Annotated in this window: 19 protein-coding genes; 11 read left to right on the top strand and 8 right to left on the bottom strand. The window is 41.3% G+C overall.

The genetic code is table 11. From position 1 onward, the window contains the following. Window positions 1-6 precede the first annotated feature (6 nt). Window positions 7-1,473 carry an aldehyde dehydrogenase family protein gene (locus tag ACIGG7_RS12070; RefSeq protein WP_397549893.1) on the bottom strand — a complete coding sequence of 489 codons (1,467 nt, stop codon included), beginning with the start codon at window positions 1,471-1,473 and terminating at the stop codon, window positions 7-9. Between the two features lie 21 nt (window positions 1,474-1,494). Then, complete coding sequence (locus tag ACIGG7_RS12065) at window positions 1,495-2,238, bottom strand: SDR family oxidoreductase (RefSeq protein ID WP_397549892.1); 744 nt, start codon at window positions 2,236-2,238, stop codon at window positions 1,495-1,497. A 168-nt stretch (window positions 2,239-2,406) separates the two neighbouring features. Here ACIGG7_RS12065 and ACIGG7_RS12060 point away from each other — a divergent pair, with 168 nt between their 5' ends. Beyond that, window positions 2,407-2,736: a DUF3243 domain-containing protein gene (locus ACIGG7_RS12060; RefSeq protein WP_397549891.1), complete on the top strand. Its 330-nt coding sequence runs from the start codon at window positions 2,407-2,409 to the stop codon at window positions 2,734-2,736. A gap of 38 nt (window positions 2,737-2,774) precedes the next feature. Here the strand turns inward: ACIGG7_RS12060 and ACIGG7_RS12055 are convergent, their stop codons facing one another. The 3 genes from ACIGG7_RS12055 to kynA all read right to left on the bottom strand — a co-directional run bounded on the left by ACIGG7_RS12055 (window position 2,775) and on the right by kynA (window position 4,588). Continuing rightward, entirely contained in the window at window positions 2,775-3,218 is a 444-nt protein-coding gene (locus tag ACIGG7_RS12055) for an SACOL1771 family peroxiredoxin (protein ID WP_397549890.1), read from the bottom strand. Between the two features lie 105 nt (window positions 3,219-3,323). Further along, on the bottom strand, window positions 3,324-3,524 hold the full coding sequence (locus tag ACIGG7_RS12050) for a cold-shock protein (protein WP_034763568.1): 201 nt from the start codon (window positions 3,522-3,524) through the stop codon (window positions 3,324-3,326). Window positions 3,525-3,769: 245 nt separating this feature from the next. Then, complete coding sequence (kynA, locus tag ACIGG7_RS12045; protein WP_397550049.1) at window positions 3,770-4,588, bottom strand: tryptophan 2,3-dioxygenase; 819 nt, start codon at window positions 4,586-4,588, stop codon at window positions 3,770-3,772. 222 nt (window positions 4,589-4,810) lie between these two features. On the opposite strand from kynA, the gene ACIGG7_RS12040 reads away from it, so the two are divergent. The 3 genes from ACIGG7_RS12040 (at window position 4,811) to ACIGG7_RS12030 (ending at window position 7,079) form a co-directional block, all read left to right on the top strand. Continuing rightward, the gene (locus ACIGG7_RS12040; RefSeq protein ID WP_397549889.1) at window positions 4,811-5,386 is read left to right on the top strand and encodes a GNAT family N-acetyltransferase; all 576 of its coding nucleotides are present in this window, start codon (window positions 4,811-4,813) and stop codon (window positions 5,384-5,386) included. Beyond that, a complete protein-coding gene (locus tag ACIGG7_RS12035; protein ID WP_397549888.1) occupies window positions 5,361-6,170 on the top strand; it encodes a class I SAM-dependent methyltransferase in 810 nt (269 codons plus the stop codon). Before ACIGG7_RS12040 ends, ACIGG7_RS12035 begins: the two co-directional genes overlap by 26 nt. A 93-nt stretch (window positions 6,171-6,263) precedes the next feature. Then, complete coding sequence (locus tag ACIGG7_RS12030) at window positions 6,264-7,079, top strand: YihY/virulence factor BrkB family protein (protein WP_397549887.1); 816 nt, start codon at window positions 6,264-6,266, stop codon at window positions 7,077-7,079. 33 nt (window positions 7,080-7,112) lie between these two features. On the opposite strand, the gene ACIGG7_RS12025 is transcribed toward ACIGG7_RS12030, so the two are convergent. Next, window positions 7,113-8,507 (bottom strand): peptide MFS transporter, encoded by a 1,395-nt coding sequence (locus tag ACIGG7_RS12025; protein WP_224941693.1) that lies wholly within the window; start codon window positions 8,505-8,507, stop codon window positions 7,113-7,115. Window positions 8,508-8,928: 421 nt separating this feature from the next. Between ACIGG7_RS12025 and ACIGG7_RS12020 the strand changes: the two genes are divergently transcribed. The 3 genes from ACIGG7_RS12020 to ACIGG7_RS12010 all read left to right on the top strand — a co-directional run bounded on the left by ACIGG7_RS12020 (window position 8,929) and on the right by ACIGG7_RS12010 (window position 12,850). Continuing rightward, window positions 8,929-9,984, top strand: coding sequence for a M42 family metallopeptidase (locus ACIGG7_RS12020; RefSeq protein WP_224941484.1), 1,056 nt, complete (start codon window positions 8,929-8,931; stop codon window positions 9,982-9,984). Between the two features lie 185 nt (window positions 9,985-10,169). Continuing rightward, a complete protein-coding gene (locus ACIGG7_RS12015; RefSeq protein ID WP_397549886.1) occupies window positions 10,170-11,645 on the top strand; it encodes a UDP-N-acetylmuramoyl-L-alanyl-D-glutamate--2,6-diaminopimelate ligase in 1,476 nt (491 codons plus the stop codon). Between the two features lie 122 nt (window positions 11,646-11,767). Further along, window positions 11,768-12,850: a GGDEF domain-containing protein gene (locus ACIGG7_RS12010; RefSeq protein ID WP_397549885.1), complete on the top strand. Its 1,083-nt coding sequence runs from the start codon at window positions 11,768-11,770 to the stop codon at window positions 12,848-12,850. 29 nt (window positions 12,851-12,879) lie between these two features. Here ACIGG7_RS12010 and ACIGG7_RS12005 read toward each other — a convergent pair whose 3' ends face one another. Further along, window positions 12,880-14,097, bottom strand: coding sequence for a NupC/NupG family nucleoside CNT transporter (locus ACIGG7_RS12005; protein WP_397549884.1), 1,218 nt, complete (start codon window positions 14,095-14,097; stop codon window positions 12,880-12,882). 171 nt (window positions 14,098-14,268) lie between these two features. Here ACIGG7_RS12005 and ACIGG7_RS12000 point away from each other — a divergent pair, with 171 nt between their 5' ends. The 4 genes from ACIGG7_RS12000 to nhaC all read left to right on the top strand — a co-directional run bounded on the left by ACIGG7_RS12000 (window position 14,269) and on the right by nhaC (window position 19,587). Beyond that, complete coding sequence (locus ACIGG7_RS12000; RefSeq protein ID WP_397549883.1) at window positions 14,269-14,502, top strand: YueH family protein; 234 nt, start codon at window positions 14,269-14,271, stop codon at window positions 14,500-14,502. Window positions 14,503-14,662: 160 nt separating this feature from the next. Beyond that, the gene (locus tag ACIGG7_RS11995) at window positions 14,663-16,231 is read left to right on the top strand and encodes a peptide chain release factor 3 (RefSeq protein WP_224941479.1); all 1,569 of its coding nucleotides are present in this window, start codon (window positions 14,663-14,665) and stop codon (window positions 16,229-16,231) included. Window positions 16,232-16,560: 329 nt separating this feature from the next. Further along, entirely contained in the window at window positions 16,561-17,463 is a 903-nt protein-coding gene (locus ACIGG7_RS11990; RefSeq protein ID WP_397549882.1) for an EAL domain-containing protein, read from the top strand. A 717-nt stretch (window positions 17,464-18,180) separates the two neighbouring features. After that, complete coding sequence (nhaC, locus tag ACIGG7_RS11985) at window positions 18,181-19,587, top strand: Na+/H+ antiporter NhaC (protein WP_397549881.1); 1,407 nt, start codon at window positions 18,181-18,183, stop codon at window positions 19,585-19,587. 64 nt (window positions 19,588-19,651) lie between these two features. On the opposite strand, the gene ACIGG7_RS11980 is transcribed toward nhaC, so the two are convergent. Beyond that, the gene (locus ACIGG7_RS11980; protein ID WP_397549880.1) at window positions 19,652-20,524 is read right to left on the bottom strand and encodes a hypothetical protein; all 873 of its coding nucleotides are present in this window, start codon (window positions 20,522-20,524) and stop codon (window positions 19,652-19,654) included. Window positions 20,525-20,613: the final 89 nt, after the last annotated feature.

Here is a 20,613-nt window from a genome sequence, read left to right as displayed (position 1 = left end):
TTTTTTTTATCTTTTCTCAATGAAAGGACCGTAATCCCTTCTTTTATGTTGGACCGCCAGCCATTTCACCGTTGTGAATTCTTCAAGTGCCCATTCTCCGTTAAAACGTCCAAGTCCTGAATCCTTTTCACCTCCAAACGGCATATGAGGCTCATCATTCACAGGTTCATCATTGATATGAATCATTCCTGTCTCTACTCGATGTGCAACATTTGTTGCTCTTTCAATTGAGGAAGAGTGGACTGCACCGCTTAAACCGTAGGGGTGTTCATTGGCCAATCTTATGGCCTCTTCATCATCGTTGAACGGTATGATAGCTGCTACAGGTCCGAAAATTTCATTTTTTGCGATCGGCATGGAGTTTGTGACGTGTGTCAGCACGGTGGGATATAACATGTTTTTATCTGCGTTTCCTCCAAGAACAACTTCGGCTCCCTGATCCTTGCTTGATTCAATATCTTTTAATATCCGATCAACCTGATCCTGGTCAATTAATGGACCGATGTGGGTCGATTTATCAGAAGGGTTGCCAACATTCAAGCCTTTCACTCGGGCTACAAAGGCATCTACGAAAGTATCATACATGTCCTTATGAACCATAATCCGATTGATGCTCATACAAATCTGTCCCTGATGATAGAATTTACCGAATAGGGCTGATTCGACTGCCTGATCAAGATTTGCATCATCCAGTACGATAAATACGTTATTTCCTCCAAGCTCCAATGCCGTTTTCTTAAGGTGTCTCCCTGCCAGCTCCCCGATTCGGCGTCCTACTTCAGTAGATCCCGTAAAGGAGATGAGGCGGGGGATAGGATGTGTCACGATATCATCCCCGATTTCCGAACCTTTTCCAACTACGACATTTAGAAGACCCTTAGGAAGTCCCGCTTCTTCAAATATGCTTGCAAATAATAAACCTCCTGTAACGGGCGTATGTGTTGCAGGCTTAACGACTACCCCGTTTCCGGTAGCTAAAGCGGTCGCAATGGAGCGAACTGCTAGATGGAAAGGGAAATTCCAAGGGCTGATGATTCCCACCACTCCAAGAGGTTCTCTGTACACTCTGTTTTCCTTCCCTGGCACTTGGGAGGGTAAGATTTTCCCGTCCATTCTGTATGGATAAGTAGCCGCTTCTTTCATACTATTGATGGAAACACTGACTTCTCCTGCTGCTTTCATATATGTGCTGCCTGACTCATTGGTGAGCCACTCGATGATCAGTTCCTTATTTTCCTCCACAATCGAAACCGCTCTTTCCATGATTTGACGCTTCGCTTGTGGGGGCTCGTCTGCCCAGGCTTTCTGAGCTTTCTCTGCCGATTTATAAGCTTTATCTAGATCCTCTTTACTCGCAGCGGTAATAGAACCTATGTCAGTGTGGTCAAATGGGCTCTGATTGGGAATGACATTCTCACTGATGCCTTTGACCCATTCCCCATTGATGTAAAGCTTGTCGAATTCTCTTTTCATCTTCTTCTTCCTCCTCATAACTTACAAGTCTTGTTGTGTAGGGCGCACGATGATTTCATTGACATCTACATGATCAGGCTGTTCGACTGCAAAGGAAATCGCTTTAGCGATATTATCACTATCAAGAGGTTTCATCTCCCGGTCTTTGAAAGCTTTTAAAATGTCTTCGTCTGTTATGGTTTCTGTCAGTTCTGTTGCTACTGCACCGGGACAGATGATGGTTGTCCGTATGTTATGAGAAGCGTTCATTTCCTGTCTTAAACCTTCTGTAATGGCACGGACGGCATATTTGGTACCGCTATAGACTGAACTGCCAGGCATCACTTTATGACCTGCCACAGATGAAATGTTAATGATGTGCCCTGACCGCTGCTTTTCCATATAAGGAAGGACAGCTGAAATTCCATAAAGTACTCCTTTAATATTGACATCAACCATCTGATCCCATTCCTTAATTTTTCGTTTATTGATGAAAGAAAGGGGCATTAATCCCGCGTTGTTGACCAAAACATCGATTCGATCTGCTTTTTCGATTGTATGTTGTGCTAATTTTTCCATCTCTTCGACATTTGTCACGTCCGTTACTTGATAATAGGCGGTGCCGCCCATTTGTTCTATCTCATCCTTCAACACTTTTAATCGATCTTCACGCCGTGCTGCAAGCATCACCGTTATATTTTTCGAGGCCAATTCCTTCGCAGTTGCCTGACCTATCCCACTGCTTGCCCCTGTAATGATTGCTACTTTATTGTTTTTCAACATCATTCTCCTCCTATCATTTGATTTCACCTTTATTGTTTACACAACTAATGGCCGGTATAAACAATACAAAGAGAGTTGACAAGTCATTTCCAAATAAATGAAATGATATGTTTAACTCTTCCAGCCATGGGAATATACATAGTAGATTGATTGAGAGGAGAGTTTGTTGATATGGCAAATCATTCTACTGAAGAAAAGATGGATTCAAAGGTGGAAAATACATTAGGAAACATGTCCCAAGACAAGAAAGAGGATATTCTTTCAAACTTTGATCACTTCAAAGAATACTTAGGTAACAAGGTTTCGTTAGCGGACAAACTTGGGATGAGTGAAGAGCAGCAAGCAAAGGCAGCCCAGAAGGTAGGAGATTATCTGGCAGCTCATGAAGAACCTAAGAACAGGGAAGAAAAGTTATTATACGAACTATGGAAAGCGGGAAATAAGGAAGAGCAGCATATGCTTTCTCACATGCTGGTAAAGCTGGTTCATTCGGAATCATAACAAAAGGGCATCCGACCGGATGCCCTTTTGTTATGAGGTTACATATGTATTTCTGGATCTACTTTAACTGACACATTCCCTTTGATGGCACGGGTGATCATGCATGATTTTTCTGCTTTCACCAATAATTTCTTTGCGAGTGATATGTCTTTTTCAACTGTAGCGGGACCCAATGTCAGAATGGGACGGTGAATGATTTCCTTGTATGTGATGACCCCTTTATCAACTTCGACTATTCCTTCCGACGTCATTGATAGGCCCGTTTTCTCTATGTGGCTCCTCTCGAGCATAGCGGCAAGGGTTATGATGTAACATGTAGCGGCAGCTCCAAGAAGCATTTCATCAGGATTTGTGCCGATTCCGGGTCCATCCATCTCTGGGGGAATGGATATTTTCGTATGGAAATTCTCCGAGCTTAGCGTACCTGAATCATTCCTGAGTCCCGGCCAATCAGTGGAGATGTGAAAAGAATGTCTTACCATACCATAGAGCCTCCTAGAAAGCATAATAAAATCATTGTATACACATTTTTTCATGATGGCAAAGAAAAAAGACTCTACAGAGTAGAGTCTTTCCGGTAAGCATGATTATGCTTTAGTAACGTTAGCAGCTTGGTCGCCACGGTTTCCTTGAACGATTTCAAAAGAAACTTTTTGACCTTCTTCTAAAGTTTTGAATCCTTCGCCTTGAATAGCTGAGAAGTGTACGAACACGTCGTCTCCACCTTCGCGCTCGATGAATCCGAAACCTTTTTCTGCGTTAAACCATTTAACTGTACCTTCTAACATAATGTTACCTCCTCGTGTGTTCTCCACACAATTGTATTACTATTCTTGCTCATGTAACTTCAAGGCGAAAAGCTTTAAAAACTTTGTCCATCCTTCCATTCCGAACAAAAATAATTCTATTACATAATATCAGGTAACCTTGTAAAAGGCAACCCTGATGAATGCTGAATAGCAATGGGTATCGAAATATGTGAATCTTTCATTCAGTCTTCAGTGTCAAAAAAAGGTTATCGGTGGCAGCTGAATTATAGACTTGTGCGTACATTCCACAGTTCAGGGAAAAATCGGTGGTCAAGCACTTTTTTTAAGTATCCGACACCGCTAGAGCCCCCGGTACCCATTTTATGACCGATGATCCTCTCCACTGTTTTCATGTGGCGGAACCGCCATTGCTGAAGCCAATCTTCAAGATCGATTAATTTTTCTGCGAGTTCATATAAGTCCCAGAATTGATCGGGGTTTTTATAGACGGTAGTCCAGGCTTCGAGTACGGATTGATCTTCACTGTAAGGTTTTTTATAATCCCTCTTCTTTACGTCCTCATGAATGGGTAACCCGGCATCCGACAAAGTCATAATGGATACATCGTAAAGGGAAGGTGCTTCATATGCCTCTTGAAGCTGAGCCAATAACTCTGGATCTTTTTTGTATATTTCGAGCACATGCTTTGTTTTGTACCCCAGGGCAAATTCAATCATTCTGTACTGATATGATTGAAATCCGGAGGCTTGTCCGAGGCTTTCCCTGAATTGAACATATTCCGATGGTGTGAGTGTGGATAATACATCCCATGCATGAATGATCTGGGATTGTATCTTTGAAACACGTGAAAGCATTTTAAATGCAGGTGACAGCTCACCCTTTTGAATGGATGAAATGCTGGCACGGATTTCATGCAGAATCAATTTCATCCACAGCTCACTGACTTGATGAATGATAATGAACAGCATTTCATCGTGGTGACCGGATAGCCGTTTTTGACTATCCAATAACGTATCCAGCCCCAGGTATTCTCCGTAGGTCATCCTGTTAATAAAGTCCGTATATACATCTTCATTCCCCATTGAGTCTTTCTTGTTAACCACTTTACATTCTCCCCTTCGTTTCGTCTGCTGAAATCAGAGATGCAATTGAATGATCCCTCTAGATATATTTCTTGAACGCAACATGAATATCCTTCTTCATATTCTACCCGAGAAAACTTACATTTTTTTAAAATAGTTGCTCCGCATTTAGAAAATTATGTTAATATTAGAACAATTTATATTAAACGCGAGGTGACAGATGTGGAACGGAAATATCTCTCTACCCATATCTATTTTCGAAATTTACGGAAAGAAGATTGGAAGGATGTTCATGATTATGCTTCTTTAGAATCTGTTTCAGAGTTTCAAAGTTGGGGGCCGAATCATGTGAACGACACGATAGCATATGTTGAAGACGCATTAAACGCTGCCAAAGTGATTCCAAAAAGCAGATATGTACACGCATTGGTCGATGAAAGAGTCGACAAAGTAATCGGGGCAGGAGAAATCATAATCAATAGCTTTACCAATCGTGCCGGAGAAGTCGGCTATATCCTGCATCCTGATTACTGGGGGAAAGGTATAGGGACACTTGTAGGGAAGGCTTTGGTAAATAAGGGATTTTCGGAGTTGAAACTTCATAGAATATCGGCTACCTGTCATCCTCAGAACATTTCCTCCCAAAAGGTGTTAATCAAGATTGGTATGACACTGGAAGGCAGGATCCGGCATCACATGAAGCTGAATGAGGGATGGAGAGATTCACTGCTTTACGGAATATTGGAGAATGAATGGACAGGGGGGATGAATCATGCCGGGCATAGCAGACTACTATAATCAATTTGATGAATGGGGGCGTCTTGAAAGAGAACCTTTGGAGTTTAAGGTCAATTGGCACTATATGACCAAATACCTTCCTCCTTCGGGAAGAATACTGGATAACGGGGCAGGTCCAGGGAAGTATGCCATTCAATTAGCTGATAGGGGCTATGATGTTACCTTAACGGATTTGATTCCAAGACTCGTGAATCTTGCTTTCAGTCAAGCAGAGGAAAGGGGGCTGCTGGATCGCTTTAGCGGGTTCCATGTAAGCGATGCCCGTTATCTTTCTCCTTGCGTGGATGGGGAGTTTGATGCATCCCTCATGCTTGGCCCGCTTTATCATTTGCAGGAAGAGGAAGATAGAGTCAAAGCGGTAAAAGAACTTCATCGTGTAACCAGGGAAGGGGGGATCGTCTTTGTCGCATTTATGTCAAGAACAAGGCATATCCTGAATTCCCTTTTAGCTCCGGATAGGTGGAAGCCGAATCATACAATGGAAAACATACACACCTTTTCAGAGAGTGGAAGATTCAATCATGATGATGAAGGGAGATTTACAGGAGCTTACTATTTTGACATAGATGAAATCAAGCCTTTCATGGAATCCAATGGTTTTGAACAAATAGAGTTGATCAGCTCAAACGTGGCTTCACTCTTTCCGGAAGACCACTGGATTTACTGGAAAGAGAGGGGGCCGGATGAATGGGCCAAGGTGGAGGAATTATTGATTAAGGAAGCAAAAAATCCGTTTTTACACGGAATATCTTCCCACCTTCTTTATATTGGAAGGAGAGGATAAAAGGAGAAAGAATGATGCAAACTGGTTTAAACTGGATTGGATCCTGAAGGAAAGGGGAAGATAAGAGTAACCCTTCTAATTTAGGAGACGAAGATGATGAATTTATTACACCATTCGAAGAAAGTGACCATCCGATTTTTCAAAGAGCGTTTCTTTGATCATTCGGCACAATTGGCATATTACTTATTATTATCGATTTTTCCATTTTTGATTTCTGTGTTTTCGTTGATCAGTTTTTTACCTATATCAGAAACCAATGTGCTTCTCCTAATCAAACCTTTTGCACCTGATAAATCATACGCCATCATTCAAAGCAATATTGAGCGGATTCTTTATGACCAAAGAGGGGACGTCTTGTCCATATCGATATTCTTTACCTTTTGGCTTTCGTCAATGGCTGTTCAATCAATGGTGCGATCATTGAATCAGGCTTATCGAATCGAGAGGAAGAAGCCGTTTATTATTGCCTTATTTTATGACCTCTTATTGACTGTCGGATTTATGGTCCTGATCTCATTCTCCCTTATCGTCCCGATAGTAGAAGAATATATCCGACATGCACGATTTACAGAAGGGAAGATTAATGGGGACTGGAGTCAGGCGTGGGTGATTGGTAAATGGGGACTGAGTTCAGTCTTTATGTTCCTTCTGTTTGTTTTCCTTTACATGGTCGTCCCAAGTAAACGAATTTCTTTTCTTCATGTCATTCCGGGTGCCCTGGTTTCTACTTTCGGGTGGCAGGGGGTTTCCTGGATTTATGGAACATACGTTAAATTAAATGATTATTCCCAGTTTTATGGACAATTGGGGAGTGTCATCACATTGGTCGTCTGGTTTTATATTTCATCGACCATCTTATTGATCGGTGGCCTGCTTAACGGAAGTGTTGCGGAGAATACGCTGAAATAAAAATCGCTTGGCATAAGGCCAAGCGATTTTTATTCATGTATGACGTTCTTCCTTCATCATGACTACAAGTTTCTTCGATATCGAAAGGAGGACAAAGCCAAGGATGATCGCTGCAGCTCCGATGACGGAGAAAATCTCTAAATATCCAAGAGTGGCAGTAAGGGAAGCCAACTGCCCGGCAAGCAAACTGGCCACTCCTATGGCAGCCATCCATACGCCCATGAGCAGTGATGCAATCTTAACAGGGGCCACTTTACTCACGAGGGACAATCCAACAGGTGAAAGGAATAGTTCACCAAGTGTATGAAGCAAGTACGTAAAGACGATAAACAACAGGTTCGCTTTGACTGTGATATGTTGTTCGTCTGAACCTGTTTGCATGACAGCGGGAATGAGAACCATGAATCCAAGGCCAAGCAAGATCATACCGATTCCCATTTTGGTTGTCATGTTTAAATCCCCCCTTTTTGAACGGGAAAGGCGAAGCCAGACACTGGATAAAATCGGTGCAAGAATGACAATGAATAATGGATTGACAGATTGGAACCAGGCGACCGGTATCGTGTAGCCGAATACATCACGGTCGATAAAGTTCTTCGTATAGAGGGTAAAAGAACTTCCAGCCTGTTCAAACCCTGCCCAGAAAAATACAACAAAGCATGCAAGAATAAGAATGGCTGTGGTACGCTGCTTTTCCTTCTTCGTCAAAGGGATATCCCTGTCTTCATTTGCTTCTTCCGCCAATAGTTTATTCGGCTTAAGGCCAACTTCACCAAGATACTTATTGTTCAATGTGCTGAAGATGATCTGACCTGTAATCATTCCTATAGAGGATGCTAGGAATGCCCATTTAAATCCATAATGCATCGTTCCGTCCGACATGGTTGTAAGGAACAAATCTTCTGCAAGAAAACCTGCGATAAGAGGTGCGAACAGGGCACCAAGGTTGATTCCCATATAGAAAATGGTAAAGGCAGCATCTTTGCGTTTATCGTTCCTTGGGTAGAGTTCGCCAACAAGAGTGGAAATGTTAGGTTTGAAAAAGCCATTGCCGAGAACGAGTAATGCCAACCCTGCATACAAGCCAATCTGGCTATGGGTAAGGAAAATCGTAAAGTCTCCACATGCCATGGTGATCCCACCGATGGTGATCGCCTTTCTCAACCCGATATAGCGATCTGTCAGCCATCCCCCGAAAATAGGAGTGAAGTATACTGTTCCTGTATAAATTCCATAGATGGATAAAGCCTTGGCTGGGTCGACTCCAAGTCCTCCGCTCACAAATGCAGTGGTTAAGTAAAGGACTAGTAATGCCCTCATCCCGTAGTAACTATATCGTTCCCATAGCTCAGTAAAGAATAGCAGGTATAAGCCTTTAGGGTGTTTCTTCCCTTGAGGTAAAGAATCTAATGTAGATGAGTTCACGATATCACTCCTGTTTTCAATGTTAGAATTCGGTGCTTACGATGCGAAGAGTAAACATTTTTTACAAATCCTTTCATAGTATCCCCGATCTTTTCATAGGCATGTACAAAAAGGGGCGGTGGAAAATTTGTTTAAAGGATGTTTGTATTGTGGTCATGCATCGTTAACAGAAAATGAATTATTCATAAGAGATGGATACGATGAATCAAATTGGATGCAAATCTCCGGGCGAAAAGTGGGAGGGAATATCGTTATGTACAGCTGTGATCATTGTGGGTTCGTTCATCCGTTCAATAAAAATAAGAGAAAAAAATTTGTAAGGGAAAGAGGGCAGGAAACAGAGTTCATTCGATGGAATATTCGGTAAACAGTATTTGTAGTCATCTGGTGAATGAAGGTATAATAAAAGAAGGGAGGGAGTCAAATGAATACATATCCAGATACTAAGAAAACCATACAATTGATAAAGGAGCTTGTGGAGATCCCAAGCCCTTCAGGCAATACCAATAAAATTATGAACTATGTTGAAGAGTATCTTTCTGATTCAAATGTGGAGATGAAAAGGAATCGAAAAGGTGCCCTCATCATCACCTTACCGGGGGAAGACACAGAAAGGCATCGAATGCTGACGGCACATGTAGATGCACTTGGTGCCATGGTCAAGGAAATTAAGAACGATGGTCGGTTACGGTTATCCATGATTGGAGGATTCAGGTGGAATGCAGTCGAAGGGGAGTACTGCCAGATTGAAACATCTTCAGGCAAAACTTACAGTGGAACCATCCTCATGCATCAAACATCCGTTCATGTATACAAAAATGCAGGTGAAGCGAAGCGTGATGAAACAAATATAGAGGTCCGGATTGATGAGAAAGTCCAAAATGCCGGAGAAGTGAGGGAACTGGGCATTGAAGTGGGTGATTTTGTATCTTTCGATCCCCGTGCTGAAATCACGGAGAGCGGATTTATTAAGTCCCGACATCTAGATGACAAAGCGAGCGTCGGCATGCTCATGCAATTAATACGTCACATTCAATCAGAGGGCATAACGCTTCCATACACGACCCATTTCTTGATATCGAACAATGAAGAAATCGGTTATGGGGGGAATTCGAATATTCCAGAGGAAACGGTTGAGTATTTGGCAGTCGATATGGGGGCAATCGGTGATGGGCAATCTACGGATGAGTATACCGTCTCCATTTGTGCGAAAGATTCAAGTGGACCTTACCACTACGGACTTCGCAAGCACCTCATTTCACTGGCAGAAGAACATGGCATTGACTATAAGGTGGATATTTATCCTTATTACGGTTCCGATGCCTCAGCGGCAATCCGTGCAGGATTTGACATCGTCCATGGTTTAATTGGAGCAGGTATCGATGCTTCTCATGCTTATGAACGTACACATGAGTCGTCGATTCTTCATACTGAAACATTACTTTGGCATTATGTGCAATCAAAAATGGTGATTGAATAATGAAGCGGTCTTCCAACTTCCGTCATACGGGTGTTGGGGGGCTTTTTTGGTTTCAATTATACGGAGTATGGGTAGGTGACATTTGTGTGAGAAAATTTAGTTCATAGTTTAGGAGGTATTTCTCTTATCAAACCTGAGATGATAGGATAAAATAAAGACACAATTAATTAAAATGAGGTATAAGAATGATTACATATAATCTGTTAGAAAGCATGAAATTAAAAACGGTTTACGGTGAACTTCCTTCAGAAATAAGCGCTATTCACGTCGACTCAAGGAAAGTGACTGATGACACCCTATTTGTATGCACCAGAGGGTACACGGTGGATGGCCATGACTTCGCTGCCATGGCGGTTGAAAAAGGTGCCACAGTGATTGTGGCAGAAAAACAGCTGGATATCGATTTAAGTAAAGCAGCACTAGTCGTAGTAAAAGACACATTTAAGGCGTTGGCCCAATTATCGAATAAATTTTACAACTATCCTTCACAGAAGCTCACGGTGTTCGGTGTTACCGGAACCAATGGTAAGACTACAGTCAGTAATCTGATCCATTCTATGCTGAAGAGTGCCGATCAGCGCTCTGCATTATCAGGTACCATCGGCTTTAACCTCGATGGGGAGATGCTTCCAAGTGAAAACACGACATGCGATAATCTAACAAACCAAGAGATGATGCAAAGTGCGTTAGATAGGGGAATAGATAACTTCACCCTTGAGGTATCCTCGCATGGTTTAGCTCTTGGCAGATTGTGGGGAATCGACTTTGATGTTGTCGCCTTTACAAATCTGAGTCATGACCATTTGGATTATCATGGAACGATGGAGCATTACGGTTATGCTAAAGGCCTGTTATTTTCCCAATTAGGTCAGGATCTTCAGAATCCAAAGTATGTCGTATTGAATGCAGATGATGAATGGTACGAACGCTATAGCTACATGACCCCCCATGAAGTCATCAGCTACGGATTAGAAGCACATGCAGATTTCAAGGCAGTGAATATTGAATATTTCAATGATTTAACAAGGTTCACGTTGAATTCACCAGAGGGTAGCTTCGATGTAGAAATGAAGCTCTTAGGAAAATTCAATGTGTATAATGTCTTGACTGCTATGGCATGTCTATATGCTAGAGGAATGGAAATATCGAAGCTGGTAGAGATTGTCCGAGAACTGCCTCCTGTAAACGGACGAATGGAGAAAGTGGAAATGAAGGCGCCGCTCTCAGTGTATATCGATTATGCCCATACTCCTGATGCCATTGAGAATGCCATTCAATCCGTCCTTCCTTTCAAGGAGAATAAAATCATCTTCCTGGTCGGTACGGGTGGAAACCGTGATAAGACAAAACGTCCTACCATGGCAGAAAAAGCATCGCTTGCAGACTATGTCATCCTCACGACGGATGACCCGAGATATGAAGAGTACGACAGCATCCTGAACGATCTGGAGAAAGGGATGCAGCACAACCAATATGCCCTCATCGGTGATCGTGCTGAAGCCGTTAAGCATGCCATTGAAGTAAGCGAACCAGGTGATATCATCATCTTTGCAGGAAAAGGACATGAAGATTATCAAATTATCGAAAATACGAAATATCCTCATAGCGATAAACAAATCGCTGCTGAAGAAAGCAAGCAGAAGTATGGGATAACTGAATAATCTTTCAAGATGAACAGACCAATATGACACATATTGGTCTTCTTCTTTTATATCGGGATGGACGAAATTCACAATCTTTGGTAAATTTAAATTATATATTAAAAGATGAAAGAATGAAGCGTATGAAGTTTTCATTATATTTGAATGATTATCAAACAGAAAAATTGTTTTCCACATTGAGGTGGCTTTTTTTAATCATTGCCACACTCATTTTTTACATTCCACCATTTACAGAAAATATCACGACGAACAAAGCCATTTTTCCCTATTTATTAGTATCAGGTGCCATTTATATGTTGGTGACCCAAATAGCACTGATACGGGTAAGGGGAGACAAGAGAAGTCTTCCGTTCATTCTGAAAGCGGGAATCGTTTTTGATTTTTTTGCACTGATCTGGTTGATGTTTTTGTCAGAAGGTATACATAGCCCGCTCTATCCCATCTCCATATTATTCGTTATGCATGCTACGATTTACTGGAGGACGAAAGGTGCCTTGATCTCACTAACTGTCTTTAGTATCGCCTATGTTGTGATGGGGCTTGTGACAGTGGATATGACTGAATTTCAACACTATTTCACGTTGACATCCAACCTGTTTTTTCTCTGGATCATTGGTTTGTTCGGAGCATTAATCATGCTGAGGGAGCGGGCTCAGTATGTTCAGAAAGAAGCCTATCATCATCTTGCGCATAAAGACTATTTATCAGGCTTATTTAATCATCGTTCCTTCCAGGAAAGATTCAGACGCAAACTGGAGGATAATGAATCCTTTATCTTATTTCTTGGAGATATAGATGATTTCAAAAAAGTGAATGATGAGTACGGCCATTTAACAGGGGACGAAATCATTCGGAAGGCTGGGGAAATCTTTGATTTGCATGCGGAGGCATATAATGGACAGGCTTTCAGATATGGTGGGGAGGAATTTGTCTTTCTCTTGCCCTACATGGATGAACTTACCATCCGCAGGTTCCTGAATGAGTTATACGCACAATTAAAAAGATTGGAGCCGATTCCGATTTCCATGAGCTTCGGACAGTCTCAATCAACCGAAACCCTTGAACCTGAAAAATTGATTGCACTTGCTGATCAAAGACTCTATGAGGCAAAGGGGACGGGTAAAGGGAAAATCTGTCTGGCCCATGATAAAGTGTTCATACCCGACTTATCCGCTACCCATAAACAAAAAGAAGCGTTCCTTTGACGGATCGCTTCTTTTTTAATACATAGGGATTATATGAACATTCCTGCAATGGCAGCACTTAATAATGAAGCAAGTGCACCTGCAATGACCGCTCTAATTCCTAAACGGGCAATATCAGCTCTGCGGTTTGGTGCGAGATTTCCAAGTCCACCGAGTAAAATCCCCAGGGAAGAAAGATTCGCAAATCCACATAGTGCAAATGAAATGATTGCTACTGTTTTATCGGAAAGATTTCCAATTTCCGGTGCGAAAGCAGAATACGCAACAAATTCATTTATGACAAGCTTCTGACCAATGAAGTTTCCTGCAGTAATTGCTTCATGCCATGGCACACCGATAGCAAATGCAAGTGGTGCAAAGGCATAGCCAAGAAGTAGTTCAAGTGAAAGGCTGTCATATCCGAACCATCCACCAACGAAGCCAAGCAAGCCGTTGATAAGGGCTACCAGTGCAATGAATGCAAGTAGCATCGCACCGATGTTTAACGCCAATTGAAGACCAACGCTCGCACCGTTTGCCGCAGCATCAATCACGTTGGCAGATTCCGAATCCGCTTCCATTTCAAACGCTTCAGGTTCAGGAGAGTCATCTGTTTCAGGCACAAATAACTTGGCCATTACAAGACCTGCAGGAGCAGCCATGAAACTTGCAGCAAGTAAGTATTCCAAAGGAACTCCTAATAGAGAATAACCCACTAGTACAGAACCTGCTACGGATGCCAATCCTCCCGTCATGACGGCGAAGAGTTCTGATTCAGTCATTTTGGATAAGAAAGGTCTTACGACTAAAGGAGCTTCTGTTTGTCCTACGAAAATATTGGCAGCGGCAGACAATGATTCCGCTTTCCTTGTTCCCAGCAGTTTAGATAACCCGCCACCTAAAATCTTGATGAAAAATTGCATGATCTTAAGATAATAAAGAACTGAAATTAAAGCTGAGAAGAAAATTACGACAGGAAGGACATTAAATGCAAAAATGAACGCAATGTTCGATTCCTCTGTGTAAAGGCCACCAAAAAGGAAAGTGATCCCCTCATTAGAATAATTGATGATGGCATTCACCACTTCGGTCAATCCTTTAAGAGCTTCCTGCCCCCAAGATGTCTTTAACACGATAAAAGCGAAAAATAACTGTATAGCAAGCCCACCAAGGACTGTTCTGAAATTAACCCGCTTCTTGTTTTTAGAAAATGCAAAAGCAATTCCCATAACGACAATGATACCCATGATACCCCATAAATATTGCACGTCTTTCACCTCTTTGATAAGTATGATTGAAACTTGATGCTTTCGGAATTTTATTTTACAATTCTTTCAGACGTCTGACAACCTACAATTGCAAGATTTGTCGAAAGTTGTACGGACAACATCGCTAATAGTATGCGCAAATACAGCGTTTTCATGAAAGGGGATACAAAAATGAAGATCAGAAAAAATTTTTTGGAAGGCTTGGAACAAAAAGTATATATTTATGAAAATAAGAAAGAAGAGTTTTTTGTCATTGCCGTTCCCGACATAGAATGGTCGTATTCTTTTAGGTATGAGGAGGATTCTATCCAATCAAAATTAGTTCATTCATTAAAAGAACGTGTATATGAAGAAGCCGCTGTTTCATTAAGTTCAAGGATCATCCAGTGGACTACAGAAATGTAGTGGCTTTTTGACCCTAATAGAAACCTCTATAGTGTCATAGGAAGATGCACCTTCCGAGTTCGTCTACAGTATTCATTCGCACCCTACTGATTCTTTGTTGCATTGTTACTTTAGAACGAATATGATGAGAAAGTGAGAATGACGAGAAAGGATTTTATGAATGAAAATAGACTTTATACAGGAAGTTCAATCTAGACGGACTTTCGCCATCATTTCCCACCCGGATGCAGGGAAAACAACCTTAACAGAACAGCTTCTTCTATTTGGCGGAGCAATACGCGCTGCTGGAACGGTTAAAGGAAAAAAATCAGGAAAGTTTGCTACATCTGACTGGATGGAAATTGAGAAACAGAGAGGTATTTCTGTAACTTCTTCTGTCATGGCATTCGATTACAATGATTATCGGGTGAACATTCTGGATACACCGGGTCACCAGGACTTCTCTGAAGATACGTATAGAACGTTGATGGCTGTTGACAGCGCAGTAATGATCATAGATTCAGCCAAGGGGATTGAAGCTCAAACTCTAAAGCTTTTCAAAGTTTGCCGTATGAGAGGCATTCCGATCTTCACATTCATCAATAAGCTTGACCGCCAGGGACGTGAACCGTTGGAATTATTGGAAGAGCTTGAAGAGGTATTAGGCATTCAATCATATCCAATGAACTGGCCGATTGGAATGGGTAAAGAATTTTTGGGGATTTATGATCGTTTCCATAATCGGATCGAACAGTTCCGTGTAGAAGAAGATAATCGCTTTATCCCTTTAAATGAAGAAGGAGAAATAGAAGGGGAGCATTCTCTTAAAGAAAGCAACCTTTATCATCAAACCCTGGAAGATGTATTGCTCTTGAATGAAGCCGGCAATGAATTTTCAAGGGAAAGGATTGCCAATGGGGAACTATCACCTGTGTTTTTCGGGAGCGCATTAACGAATTTTGGCGTACAGACATTCCTGGAAACGTATTTGGAATTTGCACCTTCTCCCCAACCAAGGAATTCAGACGCTGGGGAGATCGAACCGACAGCACAGGATTTCTCCGGATTTGTTTTTAAGATTCAAGCCAATATGAATCCTGCTCATCGTGACCGTATAGCGTTTGTACGCATTTGCTCAGGGCAGTTTGAGAGAGGGATGACAGTGAATCTTTCCCGTACTGGAAAGTCGATTAAGCTTGCGCAATCCACTCAATTTCTTGCAGATGACCGCAGTACGGTAAATGAAGCAGTAAGTGGGGACATCATTGGGGTTTATGACACAGGTACGTACCAAATCGGTGATACACTCGTTCAAGGTAAGCAGGGCTTTCAATATGAAAAGCTGCCTCAATTTACCCCTGAGCTTTTTGTCAGGGTTACTGCTAAGAACGTGATGAAGCAGAAGCACTTCCAAAAAGGAATCCTTCAACTTGTTCAAGAAGGGGCCATTCAATATTATAAGACCAGGACGGAAGATATCATCCTTGGAGCAGTTGGCCAACTTCAATTTGAAGTATTTGAACATCGTATGAAAAACGAATATAACGTTGATGTGAAAATGGAGCCAATCGGATCTAAAATCGCTCGATGGATTGAAAATGAAGAAGATGTGAAGGAGTCTATGTCTAGCTCCCGAAGCATGTTAGTGAAAGATCGTCACGAAAATCTTGTATTCCTATTCGAAAATGATTTCGCTATGAGATGGTTCAATGATAAAAACCCGGATATTCGACTATACAGTCTGATGTAAGCTGGTTTTAGCACCCCTCCTGTCCCAGGAGGGGTGTTTTGTTATTGTGAAAAACATTTTATTACTATTTACTCTTCATTACCAGCTTGCATCCCTCCATTTTACTACAGTTAATGATAATAATTGGTGTTTAATGGGTTTAAAGACTTACTATGTGGGTATGGGTATTAAATGCTTCCAATCGAAAGAGAGTGTGATAATGAATGGAGTACGCTTGTTCGAACTGCGGTGTACAGATGGAATATTATGAAAAAGGTTTTTTTTTCTTACATAATGAACAACCTCATCCTGTTCCATTGGCAGATGCATATCAAATATCTGAAGGAGGCATGTATGAATATCAATATGATACTTTGGATCAACTGTACGATAGCCTGTCAGACATGGAACCGTTAATGATAAGGGACGGGTGGACCTGCAGCATTAATTGTTCAGCACAGCCTGGTGTCTTCATGCCTTCAAGAGAATTCATGGATTTGATTCGAAATAGAGAAATGGTAAAGGTCATTCAAAAGGGAGAATTTAAGAGTCATCTTCAGCCAATCATCGCATTAGAGGATTATAGTCTTTTTGGATATGAATCTCTCTTGCGTCAAGAGAATGACAAGAAGAAGTTCAATCCAGCAGAATTATTTAAAGCGGCTACTCGTACAGGATTTCATTCCATGTTAGACCAGAAAGCGAGGAAATCAGCGATTGAGTGCAGACAAGGTCAGGTGGCTCCAGGTACGAAGAGCTTTATCAATTTTCTTCCATCCACCATTTATAATCCTGAATTCTGCTTACGCCACACGTTCAAGATTGTGGATGAATGTGGTGTAGATCCAAAGGATCTGGTATTTGAGGTTGTTGAAACAGAAAAGATAAAGGATGTTGATCATTTGCGTTCGGTACTAGACGTATATAAGAGGGAAGGAATGAAGGTAGCCCTTGATGATGTAGGTTCAGGATTTGCAACGGTTGACATGCTAACGCTGCTGCAACCTGATTATGTAAAAATTGATCGCTCATATATCAAACATTGTGATCGTGATGTACAAAACCAGGAATTTTTACGTAAAGTAATGAAGATTGCTGGTGACTTAAATATTTTGGTGCTGGCAGAAGGTATTGAAAGAAAAGAAGAACTGCTCTTTTGCAAAGAAATAGGCATCCACTATGGACAAGGATATTTTATAGGGAAGCCCCATTCAGAGGCGATGGCACCATTTACAGAGTCTCAATACGCTTAATATATGAAGCTGGGGCAAAAGTGTTTTAGTCAAAGTGAAATCCAAACGATTTTTCGAAATTCGAAATTCGAAATCGTTTGGATTTTTGATTGTTTTGACTTAAGAACACTTATGTATGCAGCAAGCTCTAGCTGTTGATTGGAGTGCAAGACGAAGACTCGTTCCGCCCGAGGAAAGCGAAGTCTTGCACGGAAATTAACAGCGGTGTAACAAGTGATTCTATAAAGGTAATGTGTAAAGATAGTTCGTCTTTAGATTGGATATATTCAGTGATATCCGAGCCTCTTTTTGAATAAAGAGACCTTGACAAATGAACAGAACATGATAATATACTACTATCAATTACTTTAATGCATAAAAGCTTAAAAGCGTTTAAGAGTAAAAGATACTCTTGACAATCAATCACATATTCATTGTCTTAAACAACGCAGTAGGAAAAAGTCGAACAGCAATCAGAGACTGGACGCAAGGTGGAAGTTCAGGTTGACTTATTTCTGAATTACATTGTTTATAAATCCTTTAAAGGGTTTATCAAGAGACAACCTTTATGAAGTGGGGATAAATAGTAAGTCAGTGGATATTATCCATGGCATATATTTATTTCAATTAGGGTGGTAACGCGGAGAACTCTTCGTCCCTATCAGGGGATGGAGGGTTCTTTTTGTTATCTATTTTCATTCAAACAGCATAATTCAACAAAGAGAAGGAAGTGTTACGATGTTAAACATTAAAAGTGTCCATAAACCTGCTGTTCCGGAAGCAGCCGCTGTATTGCTGGCTGTACTCGGGATCATCAGTATCAGTATTATTGGGGTTGGATCGGTTCCACATATCCCGATCATCCTCTCCCTATTCTTTTTAATGGTTTATGGGCTTCTCCGCAAAGTCCCATTCAAAGAAATCGAACAGGGAATGATAGCAGGTGCACAGGGCGGATTAGGTGCCGTTCTATTATTTTTCTTCATTGGACTCCTGGTGAGCAGCTGGTTAATCAGTGGTACCATACCTACGTTAATGTATTATGGATTTGAATTTGTCACTCCGCATTATTTTTATGCCATCGCCTTTTTGCTTACGTCCTTAAGTGGAATAGTGATTGGAAGCTCATTGACAACGGCTGCAACCATCGGTGTTGCGTTGATTGGGATTGGTGAGGCTATGGGATTATCCATGGCCATAACAGCTGGTGCTATTGTTTCAGGTGCCTTCTTCGGTGATAAGATGTCCCCGTTGTCGGATACGACCAACCTTGCGTCTTCCATTGTCAAGGTGGACCTCTTTACCCATATTCGAAATATGGCTTGGACCACAGTACCCGCCTTTTTCATTACGCTGCTTGTGTTCGGTGTCTTGTCACCAGGGAATGGCAATATCGATTTGGCACAGCTGAACGCATTACAAGAAGGATTGAAGCAAACGAATCTTATCCATTTGTACAGTTTAATCCCTGTCTTGTTGCTTGTTGTACTTATTGTATATAAAGCACCGGCATTATTTACTCTTGCCATTACGATAGCCGTCTCTGTGTTACTATCTTTTTTACATGGGGCATTAAAGATTAATGAACTCTTTCAAGTGTTATTTTCAGGATATACGTCCAAGACAGGAGTAGAATCCATCGACTCTCTTTTGACTAGAGGGGGAGTGGACAGCATGATGTTCACCGTTTCCCTTGTCATTCTTTCTCTGAGCCTAGGGGGATTACTATTTAAACTTGGGATCATCCCTGCATTATTAAATAAAGTGTCCTCTGTCATTCAATCGGGACGCAGGACTATTCTCTCAACTGCATTATCGGCTATTGGTATCAATCTTGTAGTCGGGGAGCAATACTTATCCATATTATTGACGGGCGAAGCATTTCAATCTCAATATAAGAAGTTGGGAATTCATCCAAAGACACTTTCCCGCACATTGGAAGATGCAGGTACAGTCGTAAACCCGCTTGTCCCATGGAGCGTTTGCGGTATTTTCCTGACAGATGTATTGGGCGTTTCAACCATGGAATATTTACCGTTTGCGGTATTCTGCCTTATCTCACCAGTCATTACCATTCTATACGGGTTCACAGGCTGGACGATTGAAAGAGAAGGAACTGGAAACAATCCCGCCATTACGAATTGATATAGGTCTTGAATAGAAAAGGACTGTCCGTTTGAATCAATCTCACCTCTTACAGGAAGTTGATTCACTTATAGGACAGTCCTTTTTTATGGAATTCAACATTCGTATTAAAATACTGGCTGTAACAATAACTACCCGCAAAAATCATGGAAAAATGGAAAAGTGGGAGAGTAAATAGCAGCAAGGGGCTTTCCATTATCAGCACACCATCCTGTACCATGAAAAATTCAACGGTAAAAAGAAAAAGGACGCTCCATAAAGCAAATTTCCAATCACCATTTCTAAAGTAAATCAGGAGGCTGTAAAAGTAAGTGGTGAACCAGATATAAATGGCATTGCCAGCGATTAAATCCCTGACAGGGTTAGAAAAATGGTTCAATGGAATGATATACAGGTTCAAAAGGGAAGAAAGAACCCAGGCGAAAGATAGAGTGATGGTGGAGAGTGCAAAGAATAAGGTGATAAATTGGATATAATGATTTGAACGATCCCCTAGAAACCTCCACCACGACTTGGCCAGTAGGACAGAAATGATGAGGAAAAAGGATGTGTAATAGGATTCCCACCAATGATGTTCGTATAGGTCTGTGTGGATGAACCAGGTTTCAATTAGGAAAAATACGCTGATGATGATAAGAATACGGCTTATAGTCAGCCTGTACAAAACAATATATGTGATGGCAACTGGAACAGAAAATGCTTGAGAGCTAATGGACCCTAAAACACTATCATTGTAATTATTCGATAATATATGGGGATGATACGTATAGCTGTTGAATAGGACAAAAATGATGTATTCGAATACGTATGCCAACCCGGAAATAAATAGCCAAAATAAGATGATTTGAGCTGACAAATGACGGTTCTTAACCACCATAAAAGTTAAAACGAAAATGCTGAAAAGACTAAGGAAAACAAAGGGAACCCAGTTCGCCATTATCATACTCCTTACATAACAGTATAAAAATAGTGTACACAGATGGGGTGGAATTATTTATGGCAAAGAAAATAAAAAGTTATTTTTTT

It is taken from the genome of Rossellomorea sp. NPDC077527 (assembly GCF_044542955.1).
Lineage (GTDB): Bacteria > Bacillota > Bacilli > Bacillales > Bacillaceae_B > Rossellomorea > Rossellomorea aquimaris_E.
Note: the sequence above shows the minus strand (reverse complement) of the source record. Positions and strands in the feature narration are given on the sequence as shown.

What these genes read in the sequence shown, in the direction of transcription:
- ACIGG7_RS12070 (WP_397549893.1), bottom strand. Translation starts at nt 1,473, where the DNA reads ATGAAAAGAGAATTCGACAAGCTTTACATCAATGGGGAATGGGTCAAA.
- ACIGG7_RS12065 (WP_397549892.1), bottom strand. Translation starts at nt 2,238, where the DNA reads ATGATGTTGAAAAACAATAAAGTAGCAATCATTACAGGGGCAAGCAGT.
- ACIGG7_RS12060 (WP_397549891.1), top strand. Translation starts at nt 2,407, where the DNA reads ATGGCAAATCATTCTACTGAAGAAAAGATGGATTCAAAGGTGGAAAAT.
- ACIGG7_RS12055 (WP_397549890.1), bottom strand. Translation starts at nt 3,218, where the DNA reads ATGGTAAGACATTCTTTTCACATCTCCACTGATTGGCCGGGACTCAGG.
- ACIGG7_RS12050 (WP_034763568.1), bottom strand. Translation starts at nt 3,524, where the DNA reads ATGTTAGAAGGTACAGTTAAATGGTTTAACGCAGAAAAAGGTTTCGGA.
- kynA (WP_397550049.1), bottom strand. Translation starts at nt 4,588, where the DNA reads ATGGGGAATGAAGATGTATATACGGACTTTATTAACAGGATGACCTAC.
- ACIGG7_RS12035 (WP_397549888.1), top strand. Translation starts at nt 5,361, where the DNA reads ATGCCGGGCATAGCAGACTACTATAATCAATTTGATGAATGGGGGCGT.
- ACIGG7_RS12030 (WP_397549887.1), top strand. Translation starts at nt 6,264, where the DNA reads ATGATGAATTTATTACACCATTCGAAGAAAGTGACCATCCGATTTTTC.
- ACIGG7_RS12020 (WP_224941484.1), top strand. Translation starts at nt 8,929, where the DNA reads ATGAATACATATCCAGATACTAAGAAAACCATACAATTGATAAAGGAG.
- ACIGG7_RS12015 (WP_397549886.1), top strand. Translation starts at nt 10,170, where the DNA reads ATGATTACATATAATCTGTTAGAAAGCATGAAATTAAAAACGGTTTAC.
- ACIGG7_RS12010 (WP_397549885.1), top strand. Translation starts at nt 11,768, where the DNA reads ATGAAGTTTTCATTATATTTGAATGATTATCAAACAGAAAAATTGTTT.
- ACIGG7_RS12000 (WP_397549883.1), top strand. Translation starts at nt 14,269, where the DNA reads ATGAAGATCAGAAAAAATTTTTTGGAAGGCTTGGAACAAAAAGTATAT.
- ACIGG7_RS11995 (WP_224941479.1), top strand. Translation starts at nt 14,663, where the DNA reads ATGAAAATAGACTTTATACAGGAAGTTCAATCTAGACGGACTTTCGCC.
- ACIGG7_RS11990 (WP_397549882.1), top strand. Translation starts at nt 16,561, where the DNA reads ATGTATGAATATCAATATGATACTTTGGATCAACTGTACGATAGCCTG.
- nhaC (WP_397549881.1), top strand. Translation starts at nt 18,181, where the DNA reads ATGTTAAACATTAAAAGTGTCCATAAACCTGCTGTTCCGGAAGCAGCC.
- ACIGG7_RS11980 (WP_397549880.1), bottom strand. Translation starts at nt 20,524, where the DNA reads ATGGCGAACTGGGTTCCCTTTGTTTTCCTTAGTCTTTTCAGCATTTTC.